Origin of the sequence: Paenibacillus sp. FSL R5-192 (assembly GCF_000517845.1) — a bacterium.
GTDB classification, from domain to species: Bacteria; Bacillota; Bacilli; order Paenibacillales; family Paenibacillaceae; genus Paenibacillus; species Paenibacillus amylolyticus.
This window is the reverse complement of record NZ_ASPR01000079.1, coordinates 40,763-59,265: the sequence shown is the minus strand read 5'-3', so window position 1 is coordinate 59,265 and position 18,503 is coordinate 40,763. Positions and strand designations below refer to the sequence as shown.

Below are 18,503 nucleotides of genomic sequence, written 5' to 3'. Positions count from 1 at the left end.
GAAAAAAACCGCCGAACGAGTCGGCGGCATTTAATACATCAATAATAGCATATCGCTTTAATATTCCTATTATACGTAAGGTTCTGCAACCCAGTGACCTTTGGAAACCTCAATCAATTGAGAATTTTCCAGGTTGTACGGATCATTTGCAGGACCGCCAGATCCGTTCTGAATCGGGCTCATATGCTCTTCTGGCAGCAAGATGCGACGTTTGTTCGCTTCCACTTCCGGATCAGGTACAGGGATCGCGGAAAGCAATGTTTTGGTGTAAGGGTGGACAGGGTTCGCATATAGTTCTTCACTTTCTGCGAGCTCAACCACTTTACCCATGTACATTACAGCTACACGGTCACTGATATGTTTAACCATTGACAAGTCATGCGCAATAAACAGGTATGTCAAGCCGAGACGTTGCTGAAGTTCTTCAAGCAATTTAACGACCTGCGCCTGAATGGATACATCCAGTGCAGACAATGGCTCATCACAGATGATGAATTTAGGGTCTACAGCAAGCGCACGCGCAATCCCGATCCGTTGTCTTTGACCACCGGAGAATTCATGTGGATAACGAAGTGCATGACTTGGATTCAAACCTACCAGATCAAGCAGTTCCTCCACTCGTCTCTTGCGCTCTTTAGAGCTGGAAGCCAGACCATGAATATCGAGTGACTCCCCGATAATATCCATAACATTGAAACGCGGGTTAAGAGATGCATATGGATCTTGGAAGATCATCTGCATATCTTTACGCATTTCTTTCATTTTGCGCGGGGACAACTTGTAGATATCCGTTCCGTTGAAGTTAACATTTCCGCCAGTTGGCTCATAAAGACGCAGAATGGTACGACCTGTTGTGGATTTACCACAGCCAGACTCGCCTACAACGCCAAGTGTTTCACCTTCAAAGATATCAAAGCTTACGTCATTGACCGCTTTGAGAATGTTACCTTTACCCAAATTAAAGTACTGTTTCAAGTTTTTCACTTGTACCAGAGGCTTATTGCTGCCTTTGATAATACCAGCCGGAGCTGGTTTTTCCTTTTTGGGCTCGTCCAGACGTGGCAAGGCATTCAGCAATTTAATGGTGTATGGATGTTGAGGGTTACTAAAGATTTCTGCAGTTGTTCCTGTTTCAACAACTTCGCCTTCCTTCATAACAACAACACGGTCACACATACCCGCTACGACACCAAGGTCATGCGTAATCAGCATGATCGATGTTCCCAGCTTTTGCTGCATGTCTTTCATGACATCCAGAATTTGAGCCTGAATTGTAACGTCAAGTGCAGTTGTCGGCTCATCCGCAATCAGAAGGGATGGACGACATGCAAGCGCGATCGCAATCATGGCACGCTGACGCATACCACCAGAGAATTGGTGAGGATAATGATTCATGCGAATAGCCGCATTTTTAATACCTACAAGTTCCAGCATCTCCAAAGCCGCTTTATTCGCCGCTTGTTTGGACATGTTCTGATGCTTGCGCAATACTTCAGTAATTTGTTTACCAATTTTAATGGTAGGATTCAATGAAGTCATTGGATCTTGGAAGATCATACCGATATCTTTACCACGAATCGCTTCCATTTGTTTGTCTGTCTTATTCAGCAGGTCTTGCCCGTGAAAAGTAATTTCTCCGCTTTTGACCTTCGAAGGCGGGGAGGGAATCAATTTCATGATGGTTTGGGCGGTAACACTCTTACCACTACCCGATTCACCTACGATCCCCAGCGTCTCTCCTTTGCCAAGTTCAAAACTCACATGTTTAACGGCATCAAATTCACCAGAACGTGTTGAGAACGACACACTCAGGTCTTTGACAGTTAAAATCGGCTCCATAATCCCACCTCCTGTTTCTATTTACGTAATTTCGGATCGAGTGCGTCACGCAGACCGTCTCCGAGCAAGTTAAATGCAAGCATTGTAAGAACCATCAGACCTGCTGGGAACCACATCCGCCACGGGAATAGCGTCCAGCCTGTAAGTGCATCATTGATCATAGAACCAAGTGAAGATCTTGGTGCTGATACACCCAATCCAAGGAAGCTCAGGAACGCTTCAGCAAAGATTGCATTTGGAATGGACAACGTCAATGTTACAAGAATCGGTCCAATTGCATTGGGCAACAAATGACGGAACAATTGACGCCCTGTGCTTGCTCCCATGGACCTTGCAGCAAGAATAAAGTCTCTGTTTTTGAGTTGCATAATTTCACCACGCACAATCCATGACATGCTGATCCAGCCTGTGATGGTGAGGGCAATGATAATCGTTGTCAGACTTGGTTCCAGTACAACCAGCAACAAAATTACAACAAGCATGTACGGCAAGGAGTAAAGGATTTCGGAAAACTTGTTCATAATTCCATCTACACGTCCACCATAGAAACCCATGATCGCTCCATAAATAACCCCGATAACAAGGTCAATCAAGGCTGCGGCCAAACCTACAGTAAGGGATACACGTGCTCCTACCCAAGTTCTTACCCACACGTCGCGACCAAGCTCGTCCGTACCGAACCAGTGCTCCGCACTCGGTGCTGCATTGGCATTCAACAAATCATTGGAATAATAATTATAACTTGTAAACAAAGAAGTTGGACCAATCAAAGAGAAAATCACGACAAGAACCAACACGCTCAGACTGATCATTGCAGCCTTATTGGTTGCAAGTCTGTACATGGCATCTTTAAAAAGGGATACACTTTCTTGCGGTTTAACCGCTGCCTGACTAGTCAGGTTCGTGTTCGCCGTTTCATTCTTTTTATTATTCGTGCCAGACAACGTTATGCCCCCTTCCGGCTTTCCAGCTTAATTCTAGGATCAATCAGCACGTAAGCGATATCCGTAAAGAAACGAGCCAACATCAGGAGGATACCATAGAAAATCGTGATCCCCATGATCATAGTGTAATCACGGTTTGTGATACTCTCTACGAATACTTTACCAATTCCCCCGATGTTAAAGATCTGTTCAATTACAACGGAACCTGTGATGATATTCGCTGTCATTGGACCAACATAAGTTACTACTGGTAGAATACCGTTTCTTACAACGTGTTTAAACATAATTGCAGGCCATTTCAAACCTTTGGCTTTAGCTGTTTTGATATAATCTGCATGTAAAACTTCAAGCATGCTCGAACGCGTCAAACGAGCGATAAAAGCAATCGGAGATGCAGATAGCGCTGCAACCGGAAGAACGTAATCCAATGGACCATCAAAGCCCATAACGTTAAACCAGCCTAATTTAGTAGCAAAGAGATACTGCAATAGTGACGCAAGCAAGAAGCTCGGAACAGCTATCCCTATGACAGCCAGGATCATCGTGATATCATCAATGAGTTTACGATGGTAAACTGCAGCAATAAGGCCCAGCAGAACACCCACGATAATGGAGATAACAATTGCAAACACTCCAAGCTTCAGCGAAGCGGTGAATGTTTCGCCGATCATTCCGGCTACATCTCGATTGAGATATTTCATTGAGACTCCGAAATCTCCCTTAATGATTCCACCCATATACTTCAGGTATTGTTCATACATCGGTTTGTCCAATCCATACTTCTGTTCCAGCAAGACCCGAATTTCAGGCGATACTTTTTTCTCGGATGTAAAAGGGTCACCCGGAATAGCCTTCATCAGGAAGAAGGTTGCAGATGCGAGTATGAAAAGCGATAGCAGCATAAATAATAGTTTTTTCAACACATACTTAACCAACCCTTGCACACCTCCACAAACAATATTTTGTATACAAATCGATTGTAGAATTAGACAGAAATAAAGTCCAATCCATTTATCGGAAATTTCAAGAATTATAAGGAAAATCGGTGCACATACAAAAAATCGGGATATATATGGAATTCCACATATATATCCCGAAGTATTCATATTAGACTTCAGAACAACTTATTTCTCTTCCAGATATGCACGAGTGTAGTCAATAGCTCCACTGAAATCAAGTTGTACACCTTTCAGGTAAGGCTTAGTCAAAGATACGTTAGTGTAATAATAGATTGGCATAACGCCCATTTCATCTTGAATCAGGATTTTCTCAGCGTCAGCAAATGCAGCCATACGTGCAGCTGGATCAGCAGATTTTACAGTTTCTTTAACATCTTTGTCATACTGCTCGTTGCTGAATTTGGAATCATTGTTTGTGTTTCCAGTAGTCCACATTTCCAAGAAGTTGTAAGGATCGTTGTAGTCAGCAGACCAACCTGCACGAGCTACTTGGAAGTTTTGGTTTTGACGGTTCTCAAGGAATACGCCCCACTCTTGGTTTTCTGTTTTCACATCAACACCAAGATTTTGTTTCCACATGTCAGCAACCGCCAAAGCGATTTTTGCGTGACCATCACTAGTGTTGTAGATCAACGTAACAGCTGGCAATGTTGTGTAACCTTCTTCTTTCATACCTTCAGCAAGCAATGCTTTAGCTTCTTCAACATTTTCAGTGAAGTAATCATCTTTGTGCTCATCACGGAATTCGCCGTTTTCACCACGGATACCTGGAGGTACAAAGCCGAATGCTGGAATTTGTCCACCTTGTGTAACTTTGTCAACAATCAGCTGACGCTGAATTGCCATTGCAAATGCTTTACGGATTTTAACGTTATTAAATGGTGCTTCGTTTACGTTGAACTGATAGTAGTACGTACTTGCAATACCAGTAGCTTTGAACTCGTCCGGCAATTCCGCTTTTACAGAAGGAATTTGGTCGGATGGAATTTCACCGTTAGGTGCACCAGTGTAGTCCAATTGTCCTGATTTGTAAGCTTGCAGTTCGGAAGCACTGCTGTTTGTCAGAGACATATCGATTTGAGCCAATTTAATATCGGCAGCTGCATGGTAACCGTCATTTTTCTTCACAACAATTTTTTGACCTTTAGAGTATTGATCCATTACAAATGGTCCGTTAACGATCATGTTTTTGTAGTCTGTGAAGAATTTGTCATTGGTGTCAGCAGATGCATGTACTGGGTAGTACGTGTAGAATGCTGTCAGACCCAAGAAGTAAGGTGTTGGGTTTTCCAACGTTACTTCCAATGTGTGCTCATCAGTAGCTTTAACGCCTACTTGTGAGAAATCTGTGACTTTAGTACCTTTGTATGTTTCATCTTTGCTGAGGTTGTAACCTTCAGCACCTTTGATGTAGTACAATTGGTATGCATATGGAGAAGCTGTTTCCGGTTTCAAAGCACGTTCCCAAGAACGAACAAAGTCTTCGGCAGTGATTGCATCACCGTTGCTCCATTTAGCATCCGGGTTCAGGTTGAAAACATATTTCAAACCATCTTCGGAAATTTTCCAGTCTTTAGCTACGCCTGCTTGTTCTTTACCATCAGCATCGATGCGTACAAGACCTTCGTACAAGAATTTCAGAACTGTGTTGGTTTGGCTGTCTTTTGCTTGAGCCGGGTCCAACGTAGGAGGTTCAGCTGACAGGTTGATTTTCAGAATTTGATCTTTAGCAAGACCATTTCCTTCGTTTGCAGAACCAGTATCGGTGTTACCTGTGCCTTCGTTTTTCGATCCGCACGCTGCAAGTACGGTACCGAACGCCAAAATCAGCGTCAAAAGGACTAATAGACTTTTCCTTTTCATCTAACACGTTCCCCCTAAATTGATATGGTTTATATGTTTATAGATTATACAACCACCGGTCAAAAAAATCTACATTACTTTTTCAGAAAGTAATGTTTTTTTCAGTTTTCGACAAAATCGACACATTTTTTGCCTCTTTTGCGTTATGTAACCTTACATCAGTTGCATGAAGTATCTAAATAATCCAAATAAAGTAAACAAAACATACCCAAAACTCATGATAACGAAAGACATGCGCCATACGGCCCGGAACATTCTACCCCTATCGACCTTCCCTTTTAGTCGATTTTGCGCACCCCCGATGAATCCAAGTGCTACTAGTATGAGTATTAATGTCAGATAAAAACCAAAATTCGAATCAAATGTTAAGTTGAATAACGCTGAAACTGAAAATACAAGAAAAAAAGTGGTTACATCCATTGCCATTCGCAATGCTTTACGTTTGTCTTTTTTCCATACGTACATGCCCCAATAGACAAGAAAGAACGGAAAAAAGGGCAATATGCTTAACACAATAAAAAGTCCCATTAATTCACTCCTTCCGGTTGCATTCCTTCAATCAGATGAAGCAGTATTTCATGTGTAGGTGCAACAAGGTCCAACTTCTGTGCCATCTTTACAATATGACCGTTAATTGACCTCACTTCTGTACCACGTCCAGCGAGAACATCTGCAAGCATGGAGGAAGTATTCGTGGCAGTAGAACGACAAACCGATATCAGTTGATCCCACATATCCTGATCCAAACATATTCCACTTGCAGAGTAGATTAACAATACTTCATCATATAACTGGCGCATTAGCCTCTTTCGTTCTTTCTTGACGATCAATTCTCCATTAGGGATTCGCCATAGTGCCGTGAGCGGGTTAATGACTGAATTAATCAATAGTTTCCTGTATATCAGCTTATCGATTTCATTCGACACTGTACAGTCAAATCCTGCCTGCTGCAACGATCCCGACAGAGTAAATGTTCTCTTCTCCTCTATAGAGGTAGAAGCTCCTATATGTATGTTGTACCTCCCCAGCCTAGTTTCACCTGTACCTGCACGAGTCACCTGACTTTGTGTTCGCTTCGCACCTTCTGTTGTAACCGCACTACACAGAAGCGACTTTGGCAAAGCTGCTTGAAGTTTTGTAAGATGGCCCATCCCATTCTGAAAACAAGCGACATTCAGCACATGATCTTGTAATGGACTAATCTCATCAATGAAATCATCAATGCTTGTCTGCTTAACCATGAGCAGTAACCATTCTCCTGGTGTGTTCTTCCATGTGTCAGTCAGCTTACTTATTGGTTTCGCCTGTATTTGATCCGGTAGAATATGTATCTCCTCGTCTTGTTCCACAATGGTTACTCCATTATGGCTGAGGAGGTCTGCCTGAGCTGTTGTTCTGGTCCAAAATCTGACCTGGTTACCTGACACCAGCAGTTTCCCGCCATACAAAAGACCAAGTGCCCCCGCTCCTACGATGTCAATGATCATATGATGCACTCCTCTCCGCTTCAGTAGTTTCTCTTCTATTATCTATAATAGAACAAAAAAACCAAACTAAAAACCCGTCATACCTGCCGTTGTGTAACGGAGGTGTGGCGGGTTCATACCTGACTTTCACAAATCAAACGTCTGAATTTGTTATTCAATTCGTTCCAGATTCCCGTTGGCATCCATCTTGAAACGTGTCTTAAGTTCCTCTTCTTCTTCGGACAAAAATGCGAGTCTGCGAGCCCGATCCATAATCTGAATCAAAGCTTTGTAGTCGTCATTCACCACACGGTAATCCGTCTGTACTTCATTCACTTCCTTGGAGAGACGGTCATTCTCAAGACGTAGTTCAAGCAATTCATCTTCTTTCTCCCGAAGCTCCTTCTCCAGCATCTTGAGTTGACGACTACTCTCCTGCACCGTTCCCTTCCATTGTCGCAGGAAGCGGATTACTGCATCCATCGATAATGAATCGTCTGAGATCCCATCTGATTTGTACAGATGTTCTTCAGTGTCCAGTGTAGACAGTGCTGCAACCTGCGGTCCGAGCATAGCTGGTTGCTTTCTGAGATAACTTCGTTTTTGTCGTTGTGCCTTGGCGTTACTGATGGCAGAATCATACTTTTTACGTACACAACTGTTCCAGCGAAAACCGCATGCGGCAGATGTTCTGCCTATTTTTTCGCCCACCTCTTCAAAAGCGGCCAATTGTGTACTGCCTTCCCGAATATGACGCAAAGTAACCTCAGCCAATATCAAATCGTCCTCTGTACTCCAAGCATCCTGTCTCACTGCAGTCATGCTATAATACCCTCCTAACAACATCCTAAAATAACCGTCCGCATTACCGGAAGCCCGGTATGTGAATTAGGTATAAAAGCTGCTTCATTCATTCTTATGCCTCTCATAGAGTTCATAGAATTGATTTCATACTAAAATGTATTTCCACATTCAGGCTTGCTCATACGTGACATATGTAAAACATATCCTTCTATACTTACTTTGAGCAAAAAAAGAATTCGCTTTCATATCCAAATTTGTTTACACGTTTTTCCTTTCCCGGTATAATGTTGTGTAGACAATCTATGAACGTACTTAGGAGAGGAGGATTTACCGTGGCACGCATGTTTCGGGTACTCGGGTTCTTCACGCTTGCAATTGGCCTGATGGCTTTTGCGGGAGATCTGGTCGAAATGGCTTTGCTTTTTTTCCTGCAGACTGCGTTTTTTGTCATTTTGGGATACTTGAAATTTACCGAGCGAACGTACATATTGCTCTTCTGGGGTTATATGATCGTAACATTCACGGGGTTCAGCTACTGGACCGTATTCGAAATGGGTTTGCCGCTCTAATCCACCTGCAGCATCAAAGTGATCCGATATCTGTCGGGTTGCTTTTTTGTTGTGTTCAGATTAAATGAATGTTCATGGTGTTATGTAACCACTAAGGATATTTCACGTATTTGTTTCATATATTGTCTGGAAGACAACAAGCCTGTACGATTGTCATTTAAGAAGTGGAAAGGAGAATGGATCGGTGAAACGTCAACACGGCATTTCCGCCTTTATATTATGCATCATTTTATTCCTCCAGCTACCTTTAGCCTATGCCTATGGAGAGTCTTCACCTGAGGATACACGTGAGATATTACAAAAAAGTCTATCCATCGTTGAAATCGATCATGAAATCGAACGCATCACCGAAAGGCAGAAGCAGCTGGGTCAACAACACGAGACATTATCCGTCCAGCTGCAGGAACAGGAAGAGCAGATACATATTCAGCAAGATCGGGCCGGAGCTGTAGTGAGGTCCTACTACACAGGAGAACGCGACAGCCTCCTCATGACGGTCCTAGGAGCCAGATCATTCAAAGACCTGTTTGTACTGTATGATTATTACCAGATTATTATCGGACGGGATCAGGCTGTGCTGGACAAGTATCAGGACCGTTATCGCAATCTGCAACAGACTTCTACTCAGATTCGTCAGACTACAACAGAATTAACCGAAATTAAGACTAATCTTCAAAACCAGCGGGAACGTGTAGTCGCCTTGCAAAAAGAAGTGGATGCCCAAATAGCCACCAGTGGAGATGCGGCAGCGATTCAGAAACTGATGGATGAATTAACCCTTTATTGGGAGAATATAGGCATCTATGAGGTGAAACGATATTTCAAAGCATTGGCATCTGCCATGCAGAACCTGCCTGATTTTATCCAAAAACAAAACGGAGGAATATCCACGACTGGAACAACGTATACGATTCGAATTGGGCAGGATGAGCTTAATGCATTTCTACGTTCCCAAAATTCAATCTTTGAAGACTTTGCCTTTCAGTTTAACCAGGATAAGATTATAGCTTCCGGTCAGCGGGATCAGTTGCAATTAAGCATTGAAGGACATTATACGGTTGAAAATGAACCGCAAAACTCCATTCGTTTTCATGTGGACAAACTTGTATTCAACCAGCTTGAATTACCAGACACCACTCGCCGAATGCTGGAAAGAGAATTTGACCTTGGGTTCTATCCACAGAAAATCCTCTCGTTTGTGAAAGCAACCGATGTTTCGACAAGTGAAGGCATGCTGGAAGTAAAACTAGCTATATCCTTTTAAAGAAGTTGTTCAAAAAGTCCGCTTTTGATTACGAAGGATGCCTTGTGGCATCATCAGCATCGAAGTTGAAATCCAGACTTTTTGAACACGAACTTAAAGTTAATTCGTCGTTTTAATACTGTCTACGTATTGATTCGCTGTAATTTCACCCTTTAAGAATTGTTGTACTTTTTTATGAAAACGAGTTATTAGAGCATGACTTTCGGTCGTGGCAGCAGGGACATCTTGGGTGGTCGGGAACCAGGATTGTCCCTTTGTCATGTCATAACGTCCAATGAGTTTCTCAGACTCCAAATCCAGCTCCTGTTGCTTTGCGGGCAACCGGTTAACCTGTTGGTACCATTTCAGCTGTGTCGTAGCGGACGTCATTCCTTCAATCCATCTACTGGCCTCCTCAGCCTCAACCGAGCCCGCAGTAATAACAAGGCTTCTGGAGTTTGCGGTTTCCAAGGTTTCAAAAGAAATCCGCTCCAAAGAATCTTTATCCACTGTGCTCGCTTGATCCGCACTTAATAATTGAGATAACAATGATACAACCATCGGTGTGCCGTTCTGGTCAGCAGTTGGAGCGAACTCTGAATTGGTAGACTCCAGCTTAATAAGGGGCTGAATCTGATTCATCAACTGAATCCCCTGCTGAAGATTCCCCGTTTGCGAATCTATTTGTGTTCGTTTAACTTGGTCTGGTGCCATTTTCGGTTCCAAATGATTCAGCCACGCATTTGTCCCGTACATATCATTGATGTTCATTGTAATTAAAGGGGTGCCTTCCGCAATGGCTTGTTGAGTAAGTTTGACCCACTGATCTTTATTGCGAGGTAATGACTCCAGACCAGCTCTCTTCAGAAATGAAGATTGTGTAGCCAGAATGTACGGATCAAAATCAAAAGGCATTCCCCACTGATAACCATTCCACTCTGTCATTCCCCGTAACCCAACTACCGTATCTCCTAGCGACTTCGATAATGTTGTTCCGTTTAACGGATACAGGTACCCTTTTTGGGCATAGTATTGCACTTCCTCACTATCAAGCAGAACAACATCACCGTTCTCCCCTAGTGAAAATTCAAGATCCAAAACATGCTTATATGTATCCGGCTTCTCATTCCGAAGATTAATCTCTACCAGCTGGGAGGCAGCAACTTCTTTGGCTATTTTTTGAAAGGCTTGAAACTCTTCATCCGACATGGCCACTACAATCTCCAGCGGAGCTTGAGCATCTTCATTACGGGACGAAGACCCAGGAAAAGCATCCTTCTCCTGATCGCGTTCCTGATTGAGCTGCGAACCTCTAAAGTCAAAACTCGGTGACAAGATCGTTAACGAAAGCAGCAATACCGCGAATAAAACAACCTGATGTCTACGCTTCATTAACTTCCCTCCCTGTTCACCTAGTTTTTTCCTGCAGCAATTATTGTAACAAATAAGTAGTACTCTTGTCCTACCCTGCCGAAAAACACTTTTTCGGATTTTTGCATAATAAGAGCATATCGAGTTCTGTGTAATAACGCTTACTTATTTTTTCAGCAAAAAGCCGGCTCCAGGAGCCGGCTTCAATAACAACATTTTCCGGGAAATAAATCCCCTAAATATTACAATAAATCAGCTGCAAGTTGTGCCAGCTTGGACCGTTCTCCTTTTTCGAGCATGATGTGTCCGCTGATTCCCTCTTGTTTGAACCGTTCCACGATATACGTCAGACCATTACTGGCAGAATCAAGATACGGATGGTCTATCTGTTCGGGGTCTCCCATCAAAATAATCTTACTGCCTTCACCGACCCTTGATACAATGGTCTTCACTTCGTGGCGCGACAGGTTCTGGGCTTCATCAATAATGATAAACTGTCCAGGTATCGATCTTCCACGAATATACGTTAAGGCCTCCACCTGAATACTGCCAAGCCCCATTAGGATTTTATCGATATCTCCGGCTTTTTTGGTGTCAAACAAAAACTCCAGATTATCATATATCGGCTGCATCCATGGACGAAGCTTTTCTTCCTTCTCACCGGGCAAGTAACCGATATCTTTCCCCATCGGAACGACAGGACGAGCGATCAACAGTTTTTTGTATTTATGATCATCCTCTACCTTAAGCAGACCTGCTGCAAGTGCCAGCAAGGTTTTCCCTGTTCCGGCTTTACCGGTGATAGTAACCAGCGGGATGTCATCATTCAAAAGCAGTTCCAGTGCCATACGTTGTTGTGCGTTACGTGCGCTAATACCCCAGACATTATCATTACTGAGGAAAAGCGGCTCCAGCTTTGTTCCCTCTGTGTTCACTTTAAGCAAAGCCGATTTATTGGTTCCCATCTCATCCTTGAGAATGACAAATTCATTCGGATACAACGAATAAGACAACTGTAACGGTTTGATTGGTAAAAAACGATATGTGTAAAACTCATCAATCACTGACGGATGAACTTTTAGGGCCGTATAACCTGGATATAACTCACTGAGTCCTGCCGTCCGATCTGATAAGTAATCCTGTGTGAACAGACCAAGTACATCCGCTTTGATACGCACAAGTACATCTTTACTGACAAGCACGACCTGACGTTCGACTACTTCCTTTTCATTCTCCTCAATCTGATAATTCAGTGCGACAGCCAAAATGCGATTATCGTTGGACACTTCACCAAACATTTCCTGAACTTTCACGAAACTCCGATGATTCAGCTCTACTTTCAGGTTACCTCCATTAGCCAAAGGTACCCCACTGTGCAAGTGACCCAGCTCTCGTAATCCATCTAACAGTCTGGATACATTACGGGCATTACGCCCAATTTCATCGGCATTTCTTTTTTTGGAGTCGATCTCCTCCAGTACAACCGCGGGAATGATTACCTCATGTTCCTCAAAGGCAAATATGGCATTGGGGTCATGCAGAAGCACGTTGGTATCCAATACAAAAATCTTTTTCATTCAATCCCCTCCAAAGCGGCGTCGTTAAAGGCATGAATAGTGTGATCTTTCAGCAGCGGCATGGACAATCATGATCCCATACATAAATGTATTCGACTAGGGCAAAATAATTGTCAACCATTCTGAAAAACTCCAAGAAAGGATGAACATTTATGAAAATATGGGTTTGCACGCTGCTTCTGATCTTTATACTTACAGGTTGCAACAGTTCCACACGCAGCGCTTCGCCGAATCAAGGTACACATGCGAAAGGTTACGGAGGAAATGTAACAACTCAGCAAGATCAAGGGAAAGGATCTCACATGCTCAATGCACAGGAAGATCGGATGAATCCTTCACGTTTGGACCGTCTCAATGAGAATACAGGTGAAGTCAATGATACCAACATTGCAGATGATGCAAAGAGTGGCCGGATGCCCAATGAAAAACGAATCAATCACCTTAAAGCCCTTGCCAAGCAAGTGGAAGGTGTTGAAGATGCGAACTGCGTCATACTCGGTAATACAGCCGTAGTTGGCATCGATGTTGATGGTGAACTGGAACGTGCTCGGGTGGGTACCATTAAGTACGCTGTTGCCGAAGCACTTCGCAAAGACCCCGAAGGTATAGATTCCATCGTTACTGCTGATGCAGATGTCACAGAACGAATTAAAGAGATTGGTGAACATATTCGTCAAGGGCACCCAATCTCCGGTTTTGCTTCAGAACTCGCTGACATGGTGGGACGAATTATCCCTCAACTCCCAAAAGACGTCAAAGTTCGTCAAAATCCCGATGAACACGTGAATCAAAAACAACAAATGCAGCAGCTGCATTCATCAGACAAAAGACAACAAAAAGCCCAGTGATCTCTCACTAGGCTTTTTTCATGGCAGCAAAAACCTGCTCATCTAATTTCTCAGCAGCACGCTGATCATATATTTTGACATATTGAGGCACAGAGGACAATTGAGCGCCGTAAAACAGAGCATTCCTCACCGCTTCAATTGTAATGTCGAAACAGCACATATTAAATGGAACGTCCAGCAGCGGATCTTGTCGTACCGCAGCACGTCCGTTCACTGCGTACACCGTCTCTTCTCCAAAGACAGTAACCGTAATGAGCGGATTAGTAATCATGTTATTCACTAAACGTGAACGATGATCAATTGCTACACGAAAAGTAGAAGCATTCTCCGCATAAATCCAGGAGATGGCTGTTGAAGTCGGACCTCCGGATTCTACATCCACTGTGCTCAGAAGCACAAAGGTCTCATTCTTGAATTGCTGTAAAAGAGATTCAGTTAATTGTGTGACGGCTTCGGACATTCAACCAGCCCCCTAACCTTCTTTATGCAATTCTTGTACTTGGTTTATGTTATTATAGCATACCGATTAACGTGCTTCCAATCCCAAAAGAATGAAGGTTATTCACTTGAAGGTGAAGCCGTTACTTTACCTGAAAGTGTATCTTGTAAAGCCTGCTTGGCATTGGCGAGTTCCGTTTCATTAATATACACATATGGACTTCTCCATTCTCCAGTAACTGGAGTATAATGCACATCCGAAGTGGAAATGTTCCAATACGTCGAGATAAAGTTTTTCATTTGTTCCGATTCCACATCTGTCGTCATATTCTTGTCAACTGCACCAATCACTTTGCTGATCTTTGTAATGCCCCCAAGAGATTTCATCTGATCCAGCATGGAGTTCAGCACTTGGTTTTGACGTTTATTACGATCAAAGTCATTGGATTCATCAGTCTTCGGATTACAATTGGATTTGCGGTAACGAACAAAATCTAGTGCTGTTTTACCATCGAGATGTTGTGCGCCTGCGACCAGATTGATATCCGTACCGTCGGCTGTATCTCTATAACACATATTTTTATCCACAGTCACATCCACGCCACCCACGGCATTGACAGCATCACGGAATGCCTGGAAATTCAGGACGGTTGTATAATTGATATCTACATCCAAATACTTGCCCATCATTTCTTTCATTTGATCCTCTGCATTTTTGCCAGTGGTTTTTTCCTGTGCTTTGAATCTTGGATAATAGGAATTCAGCTTGTTCGACTTGTACCCATCCAATTGAATACGTGTGTCTCGTGGTAAAGATACAATGGTTGCCGTCTTGGTCTCTGGATTCAACGAAGCCACCATAACAACATCCGAGAGATGTGTGCCAGTTTCAGGACGGTTATCTGTGCCTAATAACAGCATCGTGATCGGTTTGGTTGTGGCTGACATCCCGGGAGGTACCGGTTTATCGATGCCTGTATCCACGACTTGATTGTATACCCAGTACGCATATCCACCGCCTACCACAATGGCAATAACCAATAGACTTAAAAGGATTCTGCCAAAAGCATTCATTCTCTTTTTCTTCTTAGGCTGCTTGCCCTTGCCATTCTTCGATCCAGAAGCACCGGATTGCGTTGGTGCCTGTCTCCGTGGAGGCAGTCCGTTCGAATTTGAGTTCATATCTTCAACACCTTTATCACATCTGTTTTTGTCTAAATAAAAGACAACCGCTTTCCCTAAGGAAAACGGATGGTCTGTACAAGACAGGATTTATGAGTTTCGAGCGGCAGCTTCCGCTTTTTTCTTTTGACGACCTTCAATAAAATAACGCACTCTCACTAATAACATCAAACCAACCGCCACCAGCAAACATTGAATGATGGGCAGCTTGTCGATCTGAAAAATAAGAAGCATGAATGTGCCCATCGCCATCAAAATATAGAGAACGATTTCCTTACCAAGTGGCAATTTCTGACGTACCCGAAACACCTTATTATATACGTAAGTAATCAATACAAAGATGACGATGTAGGCTACGATCGGGTGTGATGCGAACCATGCTTGCATGCACAGCCAGCTCCTTTCGTTATCATGCTAGGATAAGTTAACTGGTTGATGGAATTCCCTTTAGCAACTTAGAGAGCCAGTACATGCATCGTGACCGTTTCGGTCTCAGCTCGTTCTTCTGATCGCTGTTATCCCCAGATTTTTTTGATCCATTTTTTAAATGGTAAAATCCGGGGATAAAGGCGAGCGCTTCGCTTCTTCAGAATCGATTCTGATCCCTACACTACTTTAGCTGTACAACCCTCTCGTTACTTGCCGGGCCCATCAAATGCTAACTTATATAGTTTATTTTGTTGTTATTAGGCTTTAGAAGCCATTTTGCGTTGTTTTTCTGCACGCTCACGCTCGGATTTGTTCAGGATCTTTTTACGAAGACGAATAGATTTTGGTGTAATCTCACAATATTCATCTTCATTCAGATATTCAAGCGCCTGTTCCAATGAGAAGATAATCGGGGTTTTAATTTTAACCGTATCATCTTTACCAGAAGAACGAACGTTAGTCAGTTGTTTTTCTTTGCAGATGTTAACAACGATATCATTGTCACGTGTATGTTCACCAACAATCATACCTTCGTAGATTTCAGTACCCGGCTCCAAGAAGAGCGTACCGCGATCCTCAACGCCCATCATGCCATAGAACGTAGATGTACCCGTTTCAGTTGAGATCAACACGCCTTGGTGACGTCCACCCACTTGACCGGATACTACTGGAGCGTAGCTGTCAAATGCATGGTTCATTACACCGTAACCACGAGTCAATGTCAGGAAGTTTGTGCTGTATCCGATCAAACCACGTGCTGGAATCAGGAACTCCAGACGAACTTGACCACTACCTGTGTTAACCATGTTAACCATCTCTGCTTTACGTGCGCCCAGGCTCTCCATTACGGAACCCATGCTCTCTTCAGGGATATCAATCAACAAGCGCTCAACAGGTTCCATTTTCTTACCGTCAACTTCTCTTACGATAACTTCTGGTTTGGATACTTGAAGCTCATATCCTTCACGACGCATATTTTCAATCAGGATACCCAAGTGAAGCTCACCACGTCCGGAAACGATAAATGCATCAGGGCTATCCGTTTCGTCAACACGAAGGGAAACGTCTGTTTCCAACTCTTTGAACAAACGCTCACGAAGTTTACGGGAAGTTACCCATTTACCTTCACGACCTGCGAATGGACTATTGTTCACGAGGAACGTCATTTGCAGTGTTGGCTCATCAATTTTCAGAACTGGCAAAGCTTCCGGGTTGTTAGGGTCGGCAATGGTTTCACCAATGTTGATGTCCTTGATCCCTGCAATGGCAACGATGTCGCCTGCTCCTGCTTCTTCCGTCTCAATACGTTTGAGACCTTGGAAACCAAACAGTTTCTCGATACGTGCAGTTTTACTCTTACCATCACGCATAATAACCGTTACCGATTGTCCTTGACGGATCACACCGCGGTTAACACGACCAATGGCAATACGGCCAAGGTATTCATTGTAGTCCATCAAAGTAACGAGGAATTGAAGTGGTTCTTCAACATTTTCGGTAGGGTGTGGGATATGACTAACGATGGTATTGTAGATCGCCATCATGTTGTCATCTTGTTTGGCAGGATCATTATCCATGCTGGATGTTCCGTTCAATGCGGAAGCATATACAACAGGGAATTCGAGTTGTTGATCGTTGGCACCCAGTTCAATGAACAGGTCCAATACTTCATCAATAACCTCAGTCGGACGAGCCGCTGGACGGTCAATTTTGTTTACAACAACGATTGGTGTCAGGTTATGCTCAAGTGCTTTACGAAGTACAAACTTCGTTTGTGGCATACAGCCTTCATAAGCATCAACAACGAGCAATACACCGTCAACCATTTTCATGATACGTTCAACTTCACCACCGAAGTCGGCGTGTCCTGGTGTATCCACAATATTAATCAGGTAATCTTTATAAGTTATAGCCGTGTTTTTGGCCAAAATCGTAATACCGCGTTCACGCTCCAAATCGTTGGAGTCCATTACGCGCTCCTGTACCGTTTCGTGATCTCGGTAAGTACCGGATTGCTGGAGCAACTTGTCAACGAGTGTTGTTTTTCCGTGGTCGACGTGGGCAATAATCGCAATATTGCGAATGTGTTCTCTTGAATGCATGTTTTGTATCCATATCCTTTCCAATTTCAAATCATATCTACTTAAACTTCCCGCAATTTCGCAGGTTACTCACAAAATAAGCGTCGGTGATATCCCGACGCATGTCTATATCCCTTATATTATAGTTTATTATAGGTAAAAATCAAGATATTTCGCACGAAAAGACCACTGGGAATGTTACCAGCCTCTCCCTTGACGTCCTCGTCCAAGTAATAACCAGACTCCACCCAAGATCAAAAGGACAGCAAGTACATAGATTATTCCCGTTTGCAGCAAGGTAAATCCGAATATTATGATGGACACCGCACCAAGGATCAAAGCTGCAGGTAACACATATTCCGGTCTTCGTCGTTCAGCCATTCCATATTCGAGTAACCCTATGGCGATCCCTAGCAAGAATGCTGGCCACAGCCTGCTCATAAGTCCAGCGCCCCATGTATTCGTTATACTGAATAAAACACCATACACCGTTAGTATGCCGGCAGGAACGAGTGACCACGATGGTGAAATACGCGCATAATATAACGCATGAAGGGCGATGCCTGGCAGCAGGATCAGCAAAGGCCAGAAATTACGACCAATAAATCCAAACACGCCAAACTTGCCAAGCAGAATAATAATTCCCGCAGCTGCAATAAATAGTCCAATCGCTTTTTCATTTCTCATCCTCAATCACCTCTTATACTATGGCTATGTACTTTATTTCTTCATAAACGATACGCATTCCATGCTGACTGTTGATATTCAAACCTGTAATCATGCTTCTAGTGTATCCGATGTTTCGGCAAAAAACTATACTTTATGTCGCACTTTGCGTGCGCCCTTTACCTGTATTACCCTAAAATGTGCAACTTATGACCAGCCCAATG

The 18,503-nt window shown here is 43.3% G+C and carries 17 protein-coding genes; 3 read left to right on the top strand and 14 right to left on the bottom strand.

Features of this window, described 5'->3' with window-relative positions:
• Positions 1-69: 69 nt before the first annotated feature.
• The 7 genes from C161_RS33455 to C161_RS29800 all read right to left on the bottom strand — a co-directional run bounded on the left by C161_RS33455 (position 70) and on the right by C161_RS29800 (position 7,893).
• On the bottom strand, positions 70-1,839 hold the full coding sequence (locus C161_RS33455; protein ID WP_036614890.1) for an ABC transporter ATP-binding protein: 1,770 nt from the start codon (positions 1,837-1,839) through the stop codon (positions 70-72).
• Between the two features lie 17 nt (positions 1,840-1,856).
• The gene (locus tag C161_RS29825) at positions 1,857-2,738 is read right to left on the bottom strand and encodes an ABC transporter permease (RefSeq protein ID WP_370511422.1); all 882 of its coding nucleotides are present in this window, start codon (positions 2,736-2,738) and stop codon (positions 1,857-1,859) included.
• A gap of 47 nt (positions 2,739-2,785) precedes the next feature.
• Entirely contained in the window at positions 2,786-3,718 is a 933-nt protein-coding gene (locus tag C161_RS29820) for an ABC transporter permease (protein WP_036614893.1), read from the bottom strand.
• 189 nt (positions 3,719-3,907) lie between these two features.
• The gene (locus tag C161_RS29815) at positions 3,908-5,605 is read right to left on the bottom strand and encodes a peptide ABC transporter substrate-binding protein (protein WP_036674827.1); all 1,698 of its coding nucleotides are present in this window, start codon (positions 5,603-5,605) and stop codon (positions 3,908-3,910) included.
• Between the two features lie 153 nt (positions 5,606-5,758).
• On the bottom strand, positions 5,759-6,133 hold the full coding sequence (locus C161_RS29810) for a DUF3397 domain-containing protein (RefSeq protein WP_036674826.1): 375 nt from the start codon (positions 6,131-6,133) through the stop codon (positions 5,759-5,761).
• Complete coding sequence (locus C161_RS29805) at positions 6,133-7,092, bottom strand: ketopantoate reductase family protein (RefSeq protein ID WP_036674825.1); 960 nt, start codon at positions 7,090-7,092, stop codon at positions 6,133-6,135. Before C161_RS29805 ends, C161_RS29810 begins: the two co-directional genes overlap by 1 nt.
• A 150-nt stretch (positions 7,093-7,242) precedes the next feature.
• Positions 7,243-7,893, bottom strand: coding sequence for an RsfA family transcriptional regulator (locus C161_RS29800; RefSeq protein WP_036674824.1), 651 nt, complete (start codon positions 7,891-7,893; stop codon positions 7,243-7,245).
• A 314-nt stretch (positions 7,894-8,207) separates the two neighbouring features.
• On the opposite strand from C161_RS29800, the gene C161_RS29795 reads away from it, so the two are divergent.
• Both C161_RS29795 and C161_RS29790 read left to right on the top strand, forming a co-directional pair.
• A complete protein-coding gene (locus tag C161_RS29795) occupies positions 8,208-8,444 on the top strand; it encodes a DUF2626 domain-containing protein (protein ID WP_017687281.1) in 237 nt (78 codons plus the stop codon).
• Between the two features lie 184 nt (positions 8,445-8,628).
• Positions 8,629-9,708 carry a hypothetical protein gene (locus tag C161_RS29790; protein WP_036674823.1) on the top strand — a complete coding sequence of 360 codons (1,080 nt, stop codon included), beginning with the start codon at positions 8,629-8,631 and terminating at the stop codon, positions 9,706-9,708.
• Positions 9,709-9,807: 99 nt separating this feature from the next.
• Here the strand turns inward: C161_RS29790 and C161_RS29785 are convergent, their stop codons facing one another.
• Positions 9,808-11,079, bottom strand: coding sequence for an ABC transporter substrate-binding protein (locus C161_RS29785; protein ID WP_036674822.1), 1,272 nt, complete (start codon positions 11,077-11,079; stop codon positions 9,808-9,810).
• A gap of 221 nt (positions 11,080-11,300) precedes the next feature.
• The gene (locus C161_RS29780; RefSeq protein ID WP_024628438.1) at positions 11,301-12,635 is read right to left on the bottom strand and encodes a PhoH family protein; all 1,335 of its coding nucleotides are present in this window, start codon (positions 12,633-12,635) and stop codon (positions 11,301-11,303) included.
• Positions 12,636-12,787: 152 nt separating this feature from the next.
• Here C161_RS29780 and C161_RS29775 point away from each other — a divergent pair, with 152 nt between their 5' ends.
• Positions 12,788-13,483 (top strand): YhcN/YlaJ family sporulation lipoprotein, encoded by a 696-nt coding sequence (locus C161_RS29775; RefSeq protein WP_036674821.1) that lies wholly within the window; start codon positions 12,788-12,790, stop codon positions 13,481-13,483.
• A gap of 7 nt (positions 13,484-13,490) precedes the next feature.
• On the opposite strand, the gene C161_RS29770 is transcribed toward C161_RS29775, so the two are convergent.
• The 5 genes from C161_RS29770 to C161_RS29750 form a co-directional block, all read right to left on the bottom strand.
• On the bottom strand, positions 13,491-13,943 hold the full coding sequence (locus tag C161_RS29770) for a pyridoxamine 5'-phosphate oxidase family protein (RefSeq protein WP_017687276.1): 453 nt from the start codon (positions 13,941-13,943) through the stop codon (positions 13,491-13,493).
• 98 nt (positions 13,944-14,041) lie between these two features.
• Positions 14,042-15,103, bottom strand: coding sequence for an LCP family protein (locus C161_RS29765; RefSeq protein WP_036674820.1), 1,062 nt, complete (start codon positions 15,101-15,103; stop codon positions 14,042-14,044).
• 90 nt (positions 15,104-15,193) lie between these two features.
• The gene (locus C161_RS29760) at positions 15,194-15,490 is read right to left on the bottom strand and encodes a YlaH-like family protein (protein WP_036614990.1); all 297 of its coding nucleotides are present in this window, start codon (positions 15,488-15,490) and stop codon (positions 15,194-15,196) included.
• Positions 15,491-15,789: 299 nt separating this feature from the next.
• On the bottom strand, positions 15,790-17,634 hold the full coding sequence (gene typA / locus C161_RS29755) for a translational GTPase TypA (protein WP_036674819.1): 1,845 nt from the start codon (positions 17,632-17,634) through the stop codon (positions 15,790-15,792).
• A 177-nt stretch (positions 17,635-17,811) separates the two neighbouring features.
• Positions 17,812-18,306: a hypothetical protein gene (locus tag C161_RS29750; protein ID WP_156946191.1), complete on the bottom strand. Its 495-nt coding sequence runs from the start codon at positions 18,304-18,306 to the stop codon at positions 17,812-17,814.
• Positions 18,307-18,503 lie beyond the last annotated feature (197 nt).

Excerpts from the sequence above, each read along its gene's own strand:
- C161_RS29815 (WP_036674827.1), bottom strand. The coding sequence starts at position 5,605 with ATGAAAAGGAAAAGTCTATTAGTCCTTTTGACGCTGATTTTGGCGTTC.
- C161_RS29780 (WP_024628438.1), bottom strand. The coding sequence starts at position 12,635 with ATGAAAAAGATTTTTGTATTGGATACCAACGTGCTTCTGCATGACCCC.
- C161_RS29770 (WP_017687276.1), bottom strand. The coding sequence starts at position 13,943 with ATGTCCGAAGCCGTCACACAATTAACTGAATCTCTTTTACAGCAATTC.
- C161_RS29810 (WP_036674826.1), bottom strand. The coding sequence starts at position 6,133 with ATGGGACTTTTTATTGTGTTAAGCATATTGCCCTTTTTTCCGTTCTTT.
- C161_RS29765 (WP_036674820.1), bottom strand. The coding sequence starts at position 15,103 with ATGAACTCAAATTCGAACGGACTGCCTCCACGGAGACAGGCACCAACG.
- C161_RS33455 (WP_036614890.1), bottom strand. The coding sequence starts at position 1,839 with ATGGAGCCGATTTTAACTGTCAAAGACCTGAGTGTGTCGTTCTCAACA.
- C161_RS29760 (WP_036614990.1), bottom strand. The coding sequence starts at position 15,490 with ATGCAAGCATGGTTCGCATCACACCCGATCGTAGCCTACATCGTCATC.
- C161_RS29805 (WP_036674825.1), bottom strand. The coding sequence starts at position 7,092 with ATGATCATTGACATCGTAGGAGCGGGGGCACTTGGTCTTTTGTATGGC.
- typA (WP_036674819.1), bottom strand. The coding sequence starts at position 17,634 with ATGCATTCAAGAGAACACATTCGCAATATTGCGATTATTGCCCACGTC.
- C161_RS29775 (WP_036674821.1), top strand. The coding sequence starts at position 12,788 with ATGAAAATATGGGTTTGCACGCTGCTTCTGATCTTTATACTTACAGGT.
- C161_RS29800 (WP_036674824.1), bottom strand. The coding sequence starts at position 7,893 with ATGACTGCAGTGAGACAGGATGCTTGGAGTACAGAGGACGATTTGATA.
- C161_RS29785 (WP_036674822.1), bottom strand. The coding sequence starts at position 11,079 with ATGAAGCGTAGACATCAGGTTGTTTTATTCGCGGTATTGCTGCTTTCG.